At 64.8% G+C, this 16,808-nt stretch carries 19 protein-coding genes and 1 tRNA gene; 11 read left to right on the forward strand and 9 right to left on the reverse strand.

Annotated elements, in window-relative coordinates; all coding sequences use genetic code 11:
• Positions 1 to 93: 93 nt before the first annotated feature.
• Positions 94 to 978: an RNA polymerase sigma factor RpoH gene (gene rpoH / locus U4960_RS14905; protein ID WP_324263127.1), complete on the forward strand. Its 885-nt coding sequence runs from the start codon at positions 94 to 96 to the stop codon at positions 976 to 978.
• A 57-nt stretch (positions 979 to 1,035) separates the two neighbouring features.
• Here the strand turns inward: rpoH and U4960_RS14910 are convergent, their stop codons facing one another.
• Complete coding sequence (locus tag U4960_RS14910) at positions 1,036 to 1,185, reverse strand: hypothetical protein (RefSeq protein ID WP_324261395.1); 150 nt, start codon at positions 1,183 to 1,185, stop codon at positions 1,036 to 1,038.
• 143 nt (positions 1,186 to 1,328) lie between these two features.
• Between U4960_RS14910 and mtgA the strand changes: the two genes are divergently transcribed.
• From mtgA to U4960_RS14935, 5 genes are all read left to right on the forward strand, one after another.
• Complete coding sequence (gene mtgA / locus U4960_RS14915) at positions 1,329 to 1,997, forward strand: monofunctional biosynthetic peptidoglycan transglycosylase (RefSeq protein WP_324261396.1); 669 nt, start codon at positions 1,329 to 1,331, stop codon at positions 1,995 to 1,997.
• A 5-nt stretch (positions 1,998 to 2,002) separates the two neighbouring features.
• Complete coding sequence (locus U4960_RS14920; RefSeq protein WP_324261397.1) at positions 2,003 to 2,923, forward strand: cation diffusion facilitator family transporter; 921 nt, start codon at positions 2,003 to 2,005, stop codon at positions 2,921 to 2,923.
• Positions 2,924 to 2,927: 4 nt separating this feature from the next.
• Positions 2,928 to 3,494 (forward strand): sigma-70 family RNA polymerase sigma factor, encoded by a 567-nt coding sequence (locus U4960_RS14925; RefSeq protein WP_324261398.1) that lies wholly within the window; start codon positions 2,928 to 2,930, stop codon positions 3,492 to 3,494.
• Positions 3,491 to 4,204, forward strand: coding sequence for an anti-sigma factor (locus U4960_RS14930; RefSeq protein ID WP_324261399.1), 714 nt, complete (start codon positions 3,491 to 3,493; stop codon positions 4,202 to 4,204). Before U4960_RS14925 ends, U4960_RS14930 begins: the two co-directional genes overlap by 4 nt.
• A 96-nt stretch (positions 4,205 to 4,300) precedes the next feature.
• A complete protein-coding gene (locus U4960_RS14935) occupies positions 4,301 to 4,867 on the forward strand; it encodes a fasciclin domain-containing protein (protein ID WP_324261400.1) in 567 nt (188 codons plus the stop codon).
• A gap of 304 nt (positions 4,868 to 5,171) precedes the next feature.
• On the opposite strand, the gene clpX is transcribed toward U4960_RS14935, so the two are convergent.
• Both clpX and U4960_RS14945 read right to left on the reverse strand, forming a co-directional pair.
• On the reverse strand, positions 5,172 to 6,434 hold the full coding sequence (gene clpX, locus U4960_RS14940) for an ATP-dependent Clp protease ATP-binding subunit ClpX (RefSeq protein WP_324261401.1): 1,263 nt from the start codon (positions 6,432 to 6,434) through the stop codon (positions 5,172 to 5,174).
• 198 nt (positions 6,435 to 6,632) lie between these two features.
• Positions 6,633 to 7,331 carry an ATP-dependent Clp protease proteolytic subunit gene (locus U4960_RS14945; protein ID WP_324261402.1) on the reverse strand — a complete coding sequence of 233 codons (699 nt, stop codon included), beginning with the start codon at positions 7,329 to 7,331 and terminating at the stop codon, positions 6,633 to 6,635.
• A gap of 108 nt (positions 7,332 to 7,439) precedes the next feature.
• On the opposite strand from U4960_RS14945, the gene U4960_RS14950 reads away from it, so the two are divergent.
• A complete protein-coding gene (locus U4960_RS14950) occupies positions 7,440 to 8,933 on the forward strand; it encodes an amidase (RefSeq protein WP_324261403.1) in 1,494 nt (497 codons plus the stop codon).
• An 18-nt stretch (positions 8,934 to 8,951) separates the two neighbouring features.
• On the opposite strand, the gene tig is transcribed toward U4960_RS14950, so the two are convergent.
• Both tig and U4960_RS14960 read right to left on the reverse strand, forming a co-directional pair.
• Positions 8,952 to 10,484 (reverse strand): trigger factor, encoded by a 1,533-nt coding sequence (tig, locus tag U4960_RS14955; RefSeq protein WP_324261404.1) that lies wholly within the window; start codon positions 10,482 to 10,484, stop codon positions 8,952 to 8,954.
• Between the two features lie 69 nt (positions 10,485 to 10,553).
• Positions 10,554 to 10,638 (reverse strand) — tRNA-Leu (locus tag U4960_RS14960).
• Positions 10,639 to 10,797: 159 nt separating this feature from the next.
• On the opposite strand from U4960_RS14960, the gene U4960_RS14965 reads away from it, so the two are divergent.
• Positions 10,798 to 10,971 (forward strand): hypothetical protein, encoded by a 174-nt coding sequence (locus U4960_RS14965; protein WP_324261405.1) that lies wholly within the window; start codon positions 10,798 to 10,800, stop codon positions 10,969 to 10,971.
• 51 nt (positions 10,972 to 11,022) lie between these two features.
• Positions 11,023 to 11,340, forward strand: coding sequence for a DUF3297 family protein (locus U4960_RS14970; RefSeq protein ID WP_324261406.1), 318 nt, complete (start codon positions 11,023 to 11,025; stop codon positions 11,338 to 11,340).
• An 81-nt stretch (positions 11,341 to 11,421) separates the two neighbouring features.
• Here U4960_RS14970 and U4960_RS14975 read toward each other — a convergent pair whose 3' ends face one another.
• Together U4960_RS14975 and U4960_RS14980 are read right to left on the reverse strand one after the other, a co-directional pair.
• Complete coding sequence (locus tag U4960_RS14975) at positions 11,422 to 12,483, reverse strand: type I restriction endonuclease (protein WP_324261407.1); 1,062 nt, start codon at positions 12,481 to 12,483, stop codon at positions 11,422 to 11,424.
• Positions 12,484 to 13,080: 597 nt separating this feature from the next.
• Positions 13,081 to 13,962 (reverse strand): CHAP domain-containing protein, encoded by an 882-nt coding sequence (locus U4960_RS14980; RefSeq protein ID WP_324261408.1) that lies wholly within the window; start codon positions 13,960 to 13,962, stop codon positions 13,081 to 13,083.
• Between the two features lie 136 nt (positions 13,963 to 14,098).
• On the opposite strand from U4960_RS14980, the gene der reads away from it, so the two are divergent.
• Both der and U4960_RS14990 read left to right on the forward strand, forming a co-directional pair.
• The gene (der, locus tag U4960_RS14985; RefSeq protein WP_324261409.1) at positions 14,099 to 15,484 is read left to right on the forward strand and encodes a ribosome biogenesis GTPase Der; all 1,386 of its coding nucleotides are present in this window, start codon (positions 14,099 to 14,101) and stop codon (positions 15,482 to 15,484) included.
• 2 nt (positions 15,485 to 15,486) lie between these two features.
• Complete coding sequence (locus U4960_RS14990) at positions 15,487 to 15,996, forward strand: DUF2721 domain-containing protein (protein ID WP_324261410.1); 510 nt, start codon at positions 15,487 to 15,489, stop codon at positions 15,994 to 15,996.
• Here the strand turns inward: U4960_RS14990 and bfr are convergent.
• Both bfr and U4960_RS15000 read right to left on the reverse strand, forming a co-directional pair.
• Positions 15,993 to 16,472, reverse strand: coding sequence for a bacterioferritin (gene bfr, locus U4960_RS14995; RefSeq protein ID WP_324261411.1), 480 nt, complete (start codon positions 16,470 to 16,472; stop codon positions 15,993 to 15,995). The two genes, U4960_RS14990 and bfr, sit on opposite strands and share 4 nt — an antisense overlap.
• 123 nt (positions 16,473 to 16,595) lie before the next feature.
• Positions 16,596 to 16,787 (reverse strand): (2Fe-2S)-binding protein, encoded by a 192-nt coding sequence (locus U4960_RS15000; RefSeq protein WP_324261412.1) that lies wholly within the window; start codon positions 16,785 to 16,787, stop codon positions 16,596 to 16,598.
• Positions 16,788 to 16,808 lie beyond the last annotated feature (21 nt).

The raw sequence follows: 16,808 nt of genomic DNA on the forward strand, positions 1-16,808 counted from the left end.
ACGGATGTGGCCCGAAATGCCGGATGCCCATCAGGGGTCCGAGCGCCAGTGGTCGACAGAAAGGTTAAGGGAAAAGTGACCAAATCCAAGGCAATGAGCGTCCCGGCGCTCGGCGGTGAGCAGAGCCTCAACCGCTATCTCTCCGAAATCCGCAAATATCCCGTGCTGACGGCCGAGCAGGAATACATGCTCGCCAAGCGCTATGCCGAACATGAAGATCCGGAAGCAGCCGCCCAGCTGGTGACCAGCCACCTGCGGCTCGTGGCCAAGATCGCGATGGGTTATCGCGGCTATGGCCTGCCGGTCAGCGACCTCATTTCCGAAGGTAACGTCGGGCTGATGCAGGGCGTGAAGAAGTTCGAGCCCGATCGCGGTTTCCGCCTCGCCACCTATGCCATGTGGTGGATCAAGGCCAGCATCCAGGAATTCATCCTGCGCAGCTGGTCGCTGGTCAAGATGGGCACCACCGCGGCGCAGAAGAAGCTGTTCTTCAACCTGCGCCGGATGAAGAAGAATCTCGACGCCTATGAAGAAGGCGACCTGCATCCCGATGACGTGAAGAAGATCGCGACCGACCTTGGCGTGTCGGAGCAGGAAGTCGTCAACATGAACCGCCGGATGATGATGGGCGGTGACGGCTCGCTCAACACGCCGATGCGCGGGGGCGAGGAAGGCTCGGGCGAATGGCAGGACTGGCTGACCGATGACCGGCCGCTGCAGGACGAAACCGTCGCTGAAGCGGAAGAGGCCAACCTGCGCCACGTCATGCTGGCCGAAGCTCTCGGCAGCCTGAACGAACGCGAGCGCCACATCCTGACCGAGCGGCGCCTGACCGATAATCCCCAGACGCTCGAAGAACTGAGCCAGGTCTACGATGTCAGCCGCGAACGCATCCGCCAGATCGAGGTGCGCGCGTTCGAGAAGCTGCAGAAGGCCATGATGCGGATCGCCGGGGAGCGGCTGCTTCCCGCCCAGTAACAGCTGACGGCCGGCGCCATCGCTCAGCGGTGGCGCCGGTGCGGCTTCTGTTGGGCGTCAGGCCGCAACCGGGTCAGACACCGGCTTGCCCGGTTCGTGCGGACGGTGCGGGGGCTTGCGGGCTTCGCGCTCCCGATCTGCACACAGCGCGCGATCAGCCAGGTCAGGGTTGATGATGTCGCCCCAGCACCAGACATGCTTGGCCATCGGAACACTCCTTGTCGTTAATCCGGTGTTACCGCGCGATCAGGCTTGCGGGATAGGAAGTTTCGGACAGCGGTCGGCTCGCAGCGCGGCATAGATGCAGGAAGGCATTTTCATGGCCGTCAATCACCGCTAAGTCGCAAACCATGCTCCGACTGACCCGGATCCTCGCCAAGATCATCCTGTGGTTCATCGGGCTCAGCCTGGTGCTCGTGCTGCTGTTCCGCTTTGTCCCGCCGCCGGTCACCGCCACCATGCTGATGGACGCAAACGGCATCACCAAGGACTGGGAGCCGCTCAGCAATATCGACCGGAACCTGGTGACGGCGGTGATCGCAGCCGAGGACGGCAAGTTCTGCCAGCACACCGGATTTGACGCTGAAGCGATCGAGCAGGCGATCGAGCGGAACGCCGCAGGCGGGCGCATCCGGGGCGGCTCCACCATCAGCCAGCAGACCGCCAAGAACGTGTTCCTGTGGCAAGGCGGCGGCTATGTGCGCAAGGGCTTCGAAGCCTGGTTCACCTTCCTGATCGAGCACCTGTGGGGCAAGCGGCGGATCATGGAGGTCTACCTCAATGTCGCCGAAACCGGCATCGGCACCTATGGCGCAGAGGCCGGGGCGCAGCGCTATTTCAACAAGTCCGCCGCCAGCCTGACCCGTCCCGAGGCGGCGCGCATGGCAGCCGCCCTGCCGCTCCCCAAGAAGCGCTCAGTCAGCAACCCGACCGGGTTCACCCGCCGCTATGGCAATACCATAGCCGCGCGGATGGGCGTGGTGCGGCGCGACGGGCTTGACGCCTGCGTGTACGAATAGCCTTCATGGGGGCTGCTCACTCTCACGCCCATCCGAAAGGGCACGGGCACGGGCATGACCATCATGGCCCGGCCGACTTCGGGCGCGCCTTCCTGATCGGGATCGTGCTCAACACCGCCTTCGTGATCGTCGAGGCGACCTACGGCATCCTCTCCGGCTCCATGGCCCTGGTGGCGGATGCCGGGCACAACCTGTCGGACGTGCTGGCGCTGATCCTCGCATGGGGTGCCAGTGTGGCGGCGCGCCGCCCGGCCCGTTCGCGCTACACCTATGGCTACAAGAGCTCCACCATCCTTGCCGCGCTCGCCAATGCCGCGCTGCTGATGGTCGCCATCGGCGCGATCCTGTTCGAGACGCTCAACCGGATCATGGATCCGCAGCCGGTACAGGGCATGACCATGGTGGTGGTGGCGGGCATCGGCATTGCGATCAACACGCTCACCGCGCTGCTCTTCCTGCGCGGCAGGCACGATGACCTGAACATCCGGGGTGCCTTTCTCCACATGGCGGCCGACGCGCTGGTTTCCCTCGGGGTCGTGATTGCGGGTCTGGCCATCCTTCTGACCGGGCAAAGCTGGATCGACCCTGTCACCAGCCTGGTGATTATCGCCGTGATTGCCTGGGGCACCTGGGGCCTCGCGCGTGACAGTGTCCGCCTGGGGCTCAACGGCGTGCCGCAGGGTATCGACGAGGATGCCGTGCGCCATTACCTCGCCGGCCTGCCCGGGGTGGAAGCGGTGGACGATCTCCACATCTGGCCGATGAGCACCACCGAAACCGCGCTCACCGCCCACCTTGTCATGCCGGGCGGCCAGCCCGATGACGCCTTCCTGCGTGAAATTGCGCATGAGCTTGCCCATCATCACCGCATCGTCCATGTGACTGTCCAGATTGTCCGCGAACGAGGCTGCAGGACCGGATGCTGATTCAATGACCGCTGCAGACGCTGCCCGCGAACGGCTGAAAACCGCGATGATCCGCCTCGCCGCCGGTGAGCGCGCGGCGCTGGAAGAGGTCTACCGCGCAACCTCGGTGAAGCTATTCGGGATCTGCTATCGTATCTTGGGTGACCGGAAGGAGGCCGAAGACGCATTGCAGGATGTTTACGTGAACCTCTGGCGCAGGGCCGACCGTTACGACCCCGCGCGCGCGAGCCCGATTTCCTGGCTCGCCGTGTTCGCGCGCAACCGTGCGATCGACCGGCTGCGCTCGGGCCGGGTGCAGCGCGAGGCTGCCCCGCTTGAGGCTGCCGCCGAAATCGCCGATGCCGCTCCGCTTGCCGAAGACCTGTTGATCGATGCCGAGCGCACCGCGCGCGTCCATCACTGCCTCGGCGAACTGGAAGCCAACCAGCGTGACAGCATCCGCGCCGCCTTCTTCGACGGGCGGACCTATGCCGACCTTGCCGAGCAGCAGGACGTGCCGCTGGGAACCATGAAAAGCTGGATCCGGCGCGGCATGATGCGGCTCAAAGCCTGCCTGGAGGACGCGGCATGACCGAGCGCGACCAACTCGCTGCCGAATATGCGCTGGGCCTGCTGGAAGGCGAAGAGCTGCTGGGCGCGCGCGGCCTGATGGCGAGCGATCCGGCTTTTGCCGGACAGGTGGCGTTCTGGGAATCGCGCCTGGCACCCCTGCTGGACGACATAGCCGGGGCACAGCCCGACGAATCGCTCTGGGCCCGGATCAGCGCGCAGATCGATGCGGTGCCAGGGGGAGAAGTGGTCTCGCTCAAGGCGCGGGTGCGCTTCTGGCAGCGCGCCGCGGCAGGTGCTGCCATTGCCGCAACAGGTGCGGTGGCCCTGCTGGTGGTGCAGCCCCAGTCACCGGGCCTCCAGTCTCCCGGAACCGTCAGCCCGACCATGGCGCAACGGCCCCTGGTCGCCTCGATCCCAATCGGCGACACGCCTCTGCGACTGGGTGTGACCTACCTGCCTGACCGGCAGGAAATGCTGGTATCCGCCAGCGGCCTCAGCGCTGACGGGGTTCACGATCACGAACTGTGGCTGGTCCCGCCCGAAGGCGAGCTGCGGTCGCTGGGCGTGGTGCGCCCGGGCGAGGAAGCCCGTGTGCGCCTCGATCCGGAACTTGCCGGCCTGATCCGCGATGGCATTCCCATGGTCCTGACCCGCGAGCCATTGGGCGGCAAGCCCGCCGGGCAGAGCGCCGGGCCCGTGGTGGCCGAAGGCGCTTTCCGCACGATCTGAACTTTTTCTGGCGTCCGGGTGCATCCGCACCGCCGGAGCCTGCGTAACTCCTCCCGACAAGCAGGACGGGGCTTGTTCCCACTGAAGGAGTTACCGATGCCGAAAATGACCACTTTCAAGGCCGCCTCGCTGGCAGCCGTTGCTGCCATGGGCACCTTTGCCATCGCCACCGCCGCACCGCTGCTGGCCCATGATCACAAGGCTGCCGCCAAGGCCACGCCGAACATTGTTGCCACCGCCCAGAGCACCGGCGTTCACGGAACCCTGGTCGCAGCCGTCCAGGCTGCCGGTCTGGTCGAGACTCTCTCGGGCCCCGGTCCGTTCACGGTCTTCGCCCCGGTTGACGAAGCGTTCGCCGCGCTGCCCGATGGCACCGTTGCCACGCTGCTCAAGCCGGAAAACAAGGGCACGCTGACCAAGGTCCTGACCTATCATGCAGTCGCCGGCAAGGTCATGGCCGCTGACGTGGTCAAGCTGATCGAAGCCGGTGGCGGCACGGCCATGATCGACACCATTGCGGGCCAGAAGCTGACCGCGCGGCTGGTCGATGGCAAGGTGGTGATCACCGATGCCGCCGGCCGCCAGACCACGGTTGTCCAGACCGACGTCAAGACCTCGAACGGCGTGATCCACGTGACCAACGGGGTCTTCCTGCCGGCATAACGGACTTTCCCGCGGCGTCGCCACCCTGCACCCCCCCTCACTGGCGGCGCCCACTTGACCCCGCCCGGCATTCCTCCTGCCGGGCGGGGTTTTTCGTGCAATTTCGGCAAGCCTATGAAACGGCGGGTGAGCAGGTCCGGCACAGGGCTGCCCCTGATGCGACAGGTAGCCGCTACGCCGTGGCAGGCAGAAAGGGGGGGCGACACTGATCGCGGGGCTACGGCCCCTCTGACCTACCTGGGGGCAGGCCGCCTCCCCCCGAGAGGGAAGGCTCACCGGATGAAACGAGCCGAAGCGGGCGGGTTCAGGCCGCCTCTTCCTTTTCTTCGCCGTCATGCACGCGGATCGGGTCCTTGCGGCCTTCGACCACGTCCTTGTCGACCACGATCTCGCCTACGTCATCGAGGTCAGGCAGGTCGAACATGGTATCGAGCAGCAGACCTTCGACAATCGAGCGCAGGCCGCGTGCGCCTGTCTTGCGCTTGATCGCCTTCTCGGCAATCGCCTGGAGCGCGTCGTCGGTGAATGTAAGCTCGACATCCTCAAGCTCGAACAGCTTGCGGTACTGCTTGACGATGGCGTTCTTGGGCTCGGTCAGGATCTGCACCAGCGCCGGCACATCGAGATCGTGCAGCGTGGCGATCACCGGCAGGCGGCCGACGAATTCGGGGATCAGGCCGAACTTGAGCAGGTCTTCCGGCTCGCTCTTTTCCAGCAGCTCGCCCACGCGGCGCTGGTCCGGATCGGCCACATTGGCGCCGAACCCGATGCTGCGCTTCTGCAGGCGGTCACCGATGATCTTGTCCAGCCCGGCAAAGGCACCGCCGCAGATGAACAGGATGTTGGTGGTGTCGACCTGCAGGAACTCCTGCTGCGGATGCTTGCGTCCGCCCTGCGGCGGCACCGAAGCGGTGGTGCCTTCCATCAGCTTGAGCAGCGCCTGCTGCACGCCTTCGCCGCTCACATCGCGGGTGATCGAGGGGTTTTCCGCCTTGCGCGTGATCTTGTCGATCTCGTCGATGTAGACGATGCCCTGCTGCGCCTTGTCGACATTGTAGTCGCTCGCCTGGAGCAGCTTGAGGATGATGTTCTCCACGTCCTCGCCCACGTAACCGGCTTCGGTCAGCGTGGTGGCGTCGGCCATGGTGAAGGGCACGTCGAAAGTCTTGGCCAGCGTCTGGGCCAGCAGGGTCTTGCCCGAACCGGTCGGCCCGACCAGCAGGATGTTCGACTTCTGCAGTTCGACATCGCCGCCCTTGCCGCTGTGCTTCAGGCGCTTGTAGTGGTTGTGCACCGCGACCGAGAGCACGCGCTTGGCCCGGTCCTGCCCGATCACGTAATCGTTGAGCGTGGTGAAGATGTCCATCGGGGTCGGCACTTCGCCGTCCTTGCGCCCGGACAGCCCGGCCTTGGTTTCCTCACGGATGATGTCGTTGCACAGCTCGACGCATTCATCGCAGATGAACACGGTCGGGCCGGCGATAAGCTTGCGCACCTCGTGCTGCGACTTCCCGCAGAAGCTGCAGTACAGGGTGCTCTTGCTGTCAGTTCCGCTCAACTTTGTCATTTCCCGTAAGGTCCTGAATCCCCCTCCGGATGGATTTCCGTCAGGGGATTCGTCCAGTTGTAAGGCCGGACGGTCATTAATCAACAGCCTGCGTCTAGCACGCGTGCCTTGCTACAAGCTGAAATGGCAGGGTTGCCAAAAAGCTACAGTTAACGTCCCGCCGCGGGGCGGAACGTGAACCGGCAACCGCCGTGCCGCTTAATCAGGCGCGCCGCCGCTGCCCTTTTCGCCGTCCGAGCTGTCGCTTTCCGGGCGCGTCTCGAACACCTTGTCGACAATGCCGAATTTCAGGGCTTCGTCCGCTTCGAGGAAAGTGTCGCGGTCCATCGCCTTCTCGATATCGGTCAGGCTCTTGCCGGTGTACTTCACATAGAGCGCGTTCATCCGTTCACGGATGCGCAGGATCTCGCGCGCCTGGATTTCGATGTCGCTGGCCATGCCGCGGGCCCCGCCGGACGGCTGGTGGACCATGATCCGGGCGTTGGGCAGCGCGATTCGCATCCCCGGCTCTCCCGCAGCGAGCAGAAAGCTGCCCATGCTGGCGGCCTGGCCGATGCACACGGTCGAGACGCGCGGCTTGATGTACTGCATGGTGTCATGGATCGCCATGCCGGCCGTCACCACCCCGCCGGGCGAGTTGATGTACATGCTGATCGGCTTGGACGGATTCTCGCTTTCGAGGAACAGCAACTGGGCCACGATCAGGCTGGCCATGCCATCTTCCACCTGGCCGGTCACGAACACGATCCGCTCGCGCAGCAGGCGGCTGAAGATGTCGAAGCTGCGCTCGCCCCGGCTGGTCTGCTCGACCACCATCGGCACCAGCGCCCCGGTCACCGGATCGTGGGTGAACTGGCCCTGGGTGGAGTAGGTGTCGGAACCGAACAGGTCGATCATGGGAATCCCTTCTTGCGTCGTGTCAGCGCCGCTATGTCGCGATGACTGGCCCACTATGCAAGGGGGTTAACCCTTGCATAGTGTGAAACCGCTGGCAGTGTGCAGGGCATGACCAGAACCACCGCCCTGCTCCTCGCACTCGTCACCACCAGCAGCCTCGCTGCACCGGCCTCGGCCCAGCCCCATCAGGACACCCAGACCTACGTCGACCGGATCGAGGCACTGGATGATGCCGGCCCGATGATCGGGGCGGTGATCGTGCACGATTCCGATGCAGCGGCGAAGTCGCAGGCACTGCTCGGCACTCCGCTGCAGGGCCGGGCCGTGCTGGTGAAAGACAATATCGAAACCCGCGAATGGCCGACCACGGCGGGTAGCCTGGCGCTCAAGGACAACATGACCGGCCGCGATGCCCCGCTCATCACCCGCCTGCGCGCAGCCGGCGGCGTGGTGCTGGGCAAGACCAACCTGAGCGAATGGGCCAATATCCGCGACAACGATTCGAGCAGCGGGTGGAGCGCGGTCGGCGGGCTGACCCGCAACCCGCACGCGACCGACCGCAATGCCTGCGGCTCGTCTTCGGGCAGCGGCGCGGCGGTGGCCGCCGGGTTCGCCTGGGCCGCGATCGGAACCGAAACCAACGGCTCGATCACCTGCCCCGCCAGCGTCAACGGGATCGTCGGCTTCAAGCCAACCGTCGGCCTGGTCAGCCGCACCCACGTGGTGCCGATTTCGAGCACGCAGGACACCGCCGGGCCGATGGCGCGCACCGTGGAGGACGCCGCGATGCTGCTCACCGCCATCGCCGGGAGCGACCCGCTCGACCCAGCCACCGCCGAAGCCGACGCGCGCAAGGTCGATTTCGCAGCCGGGCTCGGCACCGCCTCGCTCGCAGGTGTGCGGATCGGGGTCATGCGCAAGCAGATCGGCAACCGGGCTGACCTGACGGCCGTGTTCGAACAGGCCCTGGCCGACATGGAGCGGGCGGGCGCGGTGCTGGTCGATATCGAGTTCGAGCCGAACAACCAGATGTACAGCGACAGCTTCACCGTGCTGATGTTCGAACTGCGCGAGGACATGGGCAAGTATCTCGCCAGCCTCCCCCAGCCGGCCGGGCGCGACACGCTGCCGCGCACCCTGGCCGATCTGATCGCCTTCAACCAGGCCAACGACGGGGCCGAGATGCGCTGGTTCGGGCAGGACCTGTTCGAGCTGGCCGAGACCACCACCGACCGGGAAGCCTATGAAAAAGCCCGCGCCGACGCGCTGCGGATTGCCGGGCCGGAGACGCTCGACACACTGCTGGCCGAACACAATGTCACCCTGCTGGTCGCCCCGACGCGCGGCCCGACATGGACCACCGACCTCGTCAATGGTGACAACTTCAACGGCAGCATGGGGTTCGGCTCGCCGCCCGCGATTGCCGGGTATCCGCACCTGACCGTGCCGATGGGCGCGGTCGAGCGGCTGCCGGTGGGGATCAGCTTCATCGGCGCCAAATGGGCTGACCATGACGTGCTGAAAGCAGGCGCCGCCTACGAAAAGGCGCGGACAGCCGAACTGCCCGCGCCCTCGTTCAAGCCATGGAGCGCGGGCGACTGACACGCGCCGCCGGGCTGATTACTTCTTCGCCGCAGCCTTCTTGGCCGGGGCCTTCTTGGCAGCCGGCTTTTCTTCGCCGTCAGCCTTCGGGGCAGCCTTCTTGGCCGGGGCCTTCTTCGGCTTCGGGGCTTCCTCAGCCGGAGCGTCGTCCTTGGCGGCAGCTTTCTTGGCCGGAGCCTTCTTCGCCGCAGCCTTCTTTGCCGGCTTGGCCGCCGGAGCGGTTTCTTCCGCTTCGATCGCGGCTTCCAGTTCCTCGCGGGTCACTTCCCGCTCGGTGACTTCGGCCTTGTCGAACAGGAAATCGACCACCTTGTCTTCATAGAGCGGGGCGCGCAGCTGGGCGGCGGCCATCGGCTCCGAACGGACATAGTCAAGGAACCGCTGGCGATCTTCCGGGCGATACTGCTGGGCAGCCTGCTGCAGCAGCATGTTCATTTCCTGGGCCGAGACTTCGACCCCGTTCTTCTGGCCGATCTCGCTCAGCAGCAGGCCGAGGCGCACGCGGCGCTCGGCAATCGCGCGGTAATCGTCCTTTTCCGCCTCGATGTCCTTCATCGCCTGCTCGGGGTTCTCATCCCGCGCGGCTTCCTGCTGGAGCTGGGCCCAGATCTGCTCGAATTCGGCTTCAACCATCTTCTGCGGCACAGCGAAATCATGCCCTGCGGCCAGGTGGTCGAGCAGCTGGCGCTTCATCTGGGTACGGGTCAGCCCGGCAGTTTCCTGCTCCAGCTGGCCGCGCAGCAGGCCGCGCAGCTGGTCGATGCCTTCGAGGCCCAGGTTCTTGGCGAACTCGTCGTCGACCTTGGTCTCGCTCTCGACCTTGACCTGCTTCACGGTGATGGCGAACTGGGCTTCCTTGCCCTTGAGATTCTCGGCCGGATAATCTTCCGGGAAGGTGACCGTGATGGTCTTTTCCTCACCCGTCTTCACGCCGGTCAGCTGCTCTTCGAAGCCGGGGATGAACTGGCCCGATCCGATCACCAGCGGCGCGTCTTCCGCCTTGCCGCCTTCGAACTCGACCCCGTCGAGCGAGCCGGTGAAATCGATGATCAGCTGGTCGCCGTCCTGCGCCTTGCGGGTCTTGGGGGCGTCCTTGTAGCTCTTCTGCTGGCCGGCAATGCGCAGCACCGCCTCGTCAACCGCCTCGTCCGATACCGGGACCACCAGCCGCTCCAGCGCCAGGCCGTCAAGATCCGGCGTATCGATCACGGGCAGCACTTCGACCTCGACCGCAAGGACCGCGTCCTTGCCCTGGTCATAGCCGTCCTGCAGCGTAACCGAAGGCTGCATTGCCGGGCGCAACTGCTGCTCGGCCATCAGCTTGTCGACCGATTCGCGGATCACGTCGTTGACCGCCTGCGCGTGCATCTGGTCGCCGTGCATCTTGCGCACCAGGTTGGCCGGAACCTTGCCCGGGCGGAAACCCGGCATCCGGATCTGGGGGGCAACCTTCCTGATTTCCGCATCGACGCGGGCTTCGATTTCAGCGGCCGGAACAGTCACCTCAAAGGCGCGCTGCAGTCCCTCGTTGACGGTCTCTTTGATCTGCATGGTGGAAAATCAAACCTTCTTAAAAACACTGCCGATAACACTGCGTACCGCAGGATGCCGGGCGGGGACTGGTGCGGGCGAAGGGACTCGAACCCCCACATCTTGCGATACTGGTACCTAAAACCAGCGCGTCTACCAATTCCGCCACGCCCGCAATTCGAACGAAGCCGCGCGCCGGGGCGCACGCACCCCACGCGAACAGGGCTGCGCCCTTAATCGGGCGGGCGCAAAAGGGCAAGCGGCGATGGTACGGGGTATGGTGAGGGGAACGTATCGGAGCCGCAGGACGTTGGCCGGATGAAAGGAACCTGACATGGCCACCACGCCCGCACCCGATACGATCGAGCCAATCTCGCCGCCGGAAACCCCCGCTTTCCCCACCCCTGACGAGGCACCCGGGCGCCTGCCCGGCGAAATCCAGCCGCCCCAGCCCGATACTGACAATCCCGGCCGCGGCCCGGACGAGACCCCGCCGCCCCCGGACTGATCGCACCGGATTGATATTGCGGCGGGGGGCCGCGCGCTTTAGGGGCGCGGCATGACCGACGAAAACACACCTGATACCCCGCCCGCCAGCGCCAGCACCGCTGGCGACACCCCGCCTGATCGCCTGTCGGTCAACCCGCGCAGCGAATTCTTCGATGCCGAGAAGCTCCGCCGCGGCGTGGGCATCCGGTTCAAGGACCGGGTGCGGACCGATATCGAGGAATACTCGGTCTCCGAAGGCTGGGTGCGGGTCCAGGCCGGCAAGGCGCTCGACCGCAAGGGCCAGCCGATCACCCTCAAGCTGACAGGCCCGGTCGAGGCATGGTACGAGGACCTGGGCGAGAACCCGCCGGTTATCCGGAAGGGGTGATTTAGGGCGTGACAAACCTGCCAGCTTCAAGGTGCGGACGAGAGCGACTTAGGATAGTCACTTCGGAATACGCAAACGCGCTCAATCCCCATTTCCGGATTCGAGCTCGACAATCCGAGCAAGCAGGGCCTTCTGATGCTGATAGATATCAACCGGCTCGGTTACAGGCAAACGCGTCTCATCCTTCCCAGCGAAAACGCCCAAGTAGCGTGAGGTCGGACTGTTGAAGTGCATGCGGGCGATCGTGCGACGATTGTTATTGTCGAGCAGCACCGCACAGTAGGACTTTGCATCCCGCATGACGATTCGGGCGGGCGAAACCTTGCTAGCGCAGATAGCTCGAATGATATTGAAACCATCAATTTCTGCTTCGCTAGTTTCTACACCATCATCATCCGCTGGCGCAGGAGGGACCTCCTCGATAGCGCCGCCATGGCTGATGGCGTTCTCAAGCCGCTCGTTTATGCCGTCGCGGATAAGCGATGAAATTGAGTTGGCGATTGCATTGCGGAACCGCTCCCGTACGGCCTCTGTCAGGCGCCCGTCATGAAGCCGACCTGCGATGAGCCGGATAAGATCGTCCGAAGGATCGGCAAACTCTTTGCGCAATTCGGCCGTGACTTCGGATTGCAGCTTAAGAGCACCGGCGTGCGAAACGATCCGCTCTAGGTTGAAGTCCGCCCGTTGGAACGCAGCTAGGGTGCGCAGGTCTGATTTTTTGTAATTGTCCAAGTCGAATGTGAAAAACGGGCGGTCATCCATCATGTTTGCCTTCTCCGCATCCGTGAAGAAGCGATAGAGGACTCCGTTTGTCAAAAGCGCAATTCGCGCATCAGTTGCCGCAAAATAGCGGTAAAGTTGACTTGCGTGTTTGATTGAGAGGTCGCCGTTGGCGGGTTTGCACTCCACAAGCACTTGGATCTCGCCACTAACGCAGATCGCATAATCGACCTTCTCGCCTTTTTTCGTTCCAACGTCGCAGACGAATTCGGGAATCACCTCGTCAGGGTTAAAAATGTCATAGCCCAGTGCTCGTAAGAAGGGCAGGACGAGTGTGGTCTTTGCAGCCTCTTCAGTGAGCAGCTTCGCGCGGTGCTTGCGCAGCGTAGCCTGCAATTCAGAAATAGTGTTCTCAAATTCCATATGACCACCCTGTGTTGCTGACGGTCAAGCTATCGCCATATTCCATCGATTGAAATAAGGATTTGCAGGATCATAGCTGTCACGACGCTCCAAATACGGAGCAATAATCCAAACACGGTAATCCGGTAATTGCGCAGACAGCACACCCCATTCCGTCACCCCGGAGTTGATCCGGGTTCCCGCTTGTTGGCAGCGGGGCGTCACAGGACAAAGAGCAGCGGGACCCCGGCTCTTCGGCCGGGGTGACGGGGAGCGGGTTGGCTTACGGCGTGGTCCCCCAAGCGGCGGCAGGCATGACGCCGACGATCCGTTTTCCTACACCGCCACCATGCGCTAGCCAGTGTGTCGGCCGTTTCGACGGGCCGCGCGCTCTTTGACCTCGTCTGCTTGATCCTTGCACCCTGCCGCTGGCGGCGTGCGGGCGGTTTTGCGCGCGGCGCGCGTGTCCGTCCGGCCCGGAGAGGAGGGCCTTAATCGCTTCAATACAGAAGGTTAGGCCCCATGACAGAAGGTGACGCGGTGTCACCTTTGTCACCCTGCACCCCATCCCCGGTTCGGCGGGCCCAACTCCGGCGAGGCCGACGATTGGGCAGGATTTTACCGGCTGTACCGCGCCAGCGCCGCATTGATCGGGTCGATATTGGCTGGCGAACTGGCAGGTCGGCTGGCGGGGCGGCTGGCAGGGAGGGCCTGCGGTGCCAGGGCGCGGCGCTGCTGCGCGGCTGGTTGGGCTTGCGGCTGGGCCGTGCGCTGGGCCGTGCGCTGTGGCGCGGCCAGAGCGGCCTGCGCGGACAGGTTCTGCCTCGCGCCGCCCTGCCCCGCATTACCTTGGGCTGGCGCGCTGCCGAATCCGGCGAAGGCGCTGGCGAATGCGCGGGAGGGCTCGGCCCGCACCGGGGCGCTGAGCGGAGCCGCCGCAACGGACGCCGGGCGCGCTGCCGGGGCAGCGGCGATCTGCATGTGGTCCAGCTTTGCCCGCTTGCTGTAAATGAAGCCGTGCACCGGCCAGCTGCTGGTGCCCAGCCCGCCCTGCGGCGCATACCACACGCGCACTTCGCTCCAGTCGTTACCGGGGGAGACGTCGACCGCCATGACATCGCGCTCGATCTGCCCGCGCCGCCCGTCGATCGGCGACCAGTTGGCATGGTCGAGCAGCACGGTGCGCTGGTCGACCACCTTGCTCACCGCCGCCACGTGCCCCAGCTGCATGTTGCGGTGCGGCCGGAACGCCATCACCGCGCCGACCTTGGGCGTGCGCCCGCGCTCGTAGCGGCCGGCGGCCTGATCCCACCAGGTGTGGGCATCGCCGAAAATCTGGATGCCGCTGAGCTGCCGCGCATAGGGCACGCATTGCAGGTAGGGCGGCAGTTCGCGCGCCGACGTTTCAGGGCGCTCGAAGCCCACGCTGGCGCTCGCCAGCAGGGGCGATGCGGCAGCAGCCAGGCTGGCAGCGGCGAGGAGGGCGGCGGTCCGTTTCATCGGTGGCAGTTATTTGCCGGTTTACCTTAGGAACGCCCTCCCATGCGTGGTTAAGGCAAATTCACCATGATTCGGCCCCGGACAGCCGCAACGCTTGCCAAACCGCCCGCCAGCCGCCACCTGCACGGCGAGAGCCATGAAACCGCAAGTCATCATCATCGGGCGCCCCAATGTGGGCAAGTCCACCCTGTTCAACCGGCTGGTGGGCAAGAAGCTCGCGCTGGTTGACGATCAGCCCGGCGTGACGCGGGACCGACGGCTGGGCGACGCCCGGATTGCCGGGCTGGAGTTCACCGTGGTCGATACCGCCGGGTGGGAGGACGAGGACGCCGAGAGCCTGCCGGGCCGGATGCGGGCCCAGACCGAGGTCAGCCTGGAAGGCGCCGATGCGGCAATGTTCGTGATCGACGCGCGGGCCGGGATTACTCCGCTCGACGAGGAAATCGGTCGCTGGCTGCGGGAGCAGAAAGTGCCGGTGGTGCTGGTGGCGAACAAGGCCGAGGGCAACGCCGGGGAAGCGGGTGTGTACGAATCCTATGCGCTCGGTTTCGGTGAGCCGGTGCCCCTTTCGGCCGAGCATGGCGAAGGCATTGCCGACCTGTTCGGCGCGCTGTGGCCGATCATCGGCGAACAGGCCGATGCAGCCGAGGCCGCTGCGAACGAACCGCTGGAAGAGGGCGAGGATGCACCGCTCGGCCCGCTCAAGCTGGCCATCGTCGGCCGGCCCAATGCGGGCAAATCGACCCTGATCAACCGGATGCTTGGTGAAAACCGGCTGCTGACCGGGCCCGAGGCCGGCATCACCCGCGATTCGATTGCGGTCGACTGGGAATGGACCGATCCGAAGACGGGCGAGGCGCGCCCCGTCCGCCTGATCGACACTGCCGGGATGCGCAAGCGGGCCAAGGTGCAGGACAAGCTGGAAAAGCTGTCGGTCGCAGATGCCCGCCGCGCGGTCGATTTCGCCGAAGTGGTGGTGCTGCTGCTCGATGCGACCAAGGGCCTGGAGCACCAGGACCTCAAGATTGCCGACATGGTGCTGCAGGAAGGCCGCGCCCTGATGGTCGCGATCAACAAGTGGGACGTGGCCGAAGACGCGAGCGGGCTGTTCAACGGCATACGCACGGCACTTGACGAAGGGCTGGCGCAGGTGCGCGGGGTGCCGCTGCTCGCCGTCAGCGCGATTACCGGCAAGGGGCTGGACCAATTGCTGGCGGCGGCGTTCGATATCCGCGAAAGCTGGTCCCGCCGGGTATCGACAGCGGCGCTCAACCGCTGGTTCGATCATGCGATGGAAGCCAATCCGCCCCCCGCCCCCGGCGGCAAGCGGATCAAGCTGCGCTACATCACCCAGGCCAGCACCCGCCCGCCCCGCTTCGTGGTGTTCGGCACCCGGCTGGAGCTGCTGCCGAAGAGCTACGAGCGGTACCTGGTCAACGGCATCCGGCGCGAACTGGGCTTTGATGCGGTGCCGGTCCGGGTCGTGCTCAAGAGCGCAAAGAACCCTTTCGCGAAGGACTGACCATGCTCGATCTGCTGGTAGAAAGCGGCGGTCTGGCGAGTGATCTGGTGGCCCGGACTTCAAGCACTCTGGTGGTGCAGGAAATCGTTCGCCTGAGCCTGGCCCCGGCCTTCCTGCTGGCCGCAATCGGCGCCGTCATGAACGTGATGATGAGCCGCCTGATCTGGGTGGCTGACCGGATCGAGCGGCTCGAATCACGGCTCGAAGCGGGCGAGGCGCGCGAGCGGCTGGGCGAACTGCACGTGCTGCACCGGCGCCGGAGGCTGGCGCAGCGGGCAGTCATGCTGAGCACGGCGGCGGCCCTCACCATCTGCGTCGTGATTGCGCTGCTGTTCATCAGCGCCTTCATTACGCCGCAGATCGGCACCCTGACCGCGCTCGCCTGGATCGCGACGATGGGCCTGCTGATCGGGGCCCTGATGCTGTTCGTCACCGAAACGCTGGTCGCCGCCCGGGGTCACCGCACGCGCGAAGACCTGCACGCCCCTCCTGCCGGAGAGGCCGAGGATTAGTCCCCGGCCGGCTTGCTCTGCAGCTGGACGTAGTTTTCGAGGCCCATCCGCTCGATCATGTCGAACTGGGTTTCCAGGAAATCGACGTGCTCTTCTTCGCTGGCGAGGATGGCGGCAAACAGGTCACGGGTGACGAAGTCCCGCACGCTTTCGCAGTGCGCGATGGCATCGCGCAGCAAGGGAATGGCTTCATGCTCCACCGCCAGATCGGCGCGGAGGATTTCCTCGACCGTTTCCCCGACCTTGAGTTTGTGGATCGCCTGGAAGTTGGGCAGGCCGCCAAGGAACAGTACCCGCTCGGCCAGCTGGTCGGCGTGCTTCATCTCGTCGATCGATTCGTGCCGCTCGTATTCCGCCAGCCGGTCAACACCCCAGTCCTTCAGCACGCGGTAGTGCAGCCAATACTGGTTGATAGCGGTGAGCTCGTTGGTCATCGCCTTGTTGAGATAATCGATTACGGTTGCATCGCCCTTCACGGCCGGTCTCCAGTTGTCCTCACGCAGCGCAGCCTATGCGGCAAACCTTGCTTTAAAGCAAGGGAGGCGAAGAAAAAGCCAATATAAATCCGTTAGTTGCGAGCGATTAGCGTTAGCGTGGGATCAGGCCGCGACGGCCGGACAGAGGGCATGTTCGCGCTCGTGCCGCAGCACTTCTTCCGCTTCGCACAAGCAGTTACCGCAGTTGGGCCGCTTGCCCAGCGCCGCGTAAGCCGTCTCTGCATCACCACTGGTGACCCGCGCAACGCGGCGCAGTTCGCTTTCGCGGATGGCATTGCAGATGCAGACATACATGGTCCGGACCTCCTGCGATTG

The sequence above is a fragment of the Altererythrobacter sp. H2 genome (assembly GCF_035319885.1).
Classification (GTDB): domain Bacteria; phylum Pseudomonadota; class Alphaproteobacteria; order Sphingomonadales; family Sphingomonadaceae; genus 34-65-8.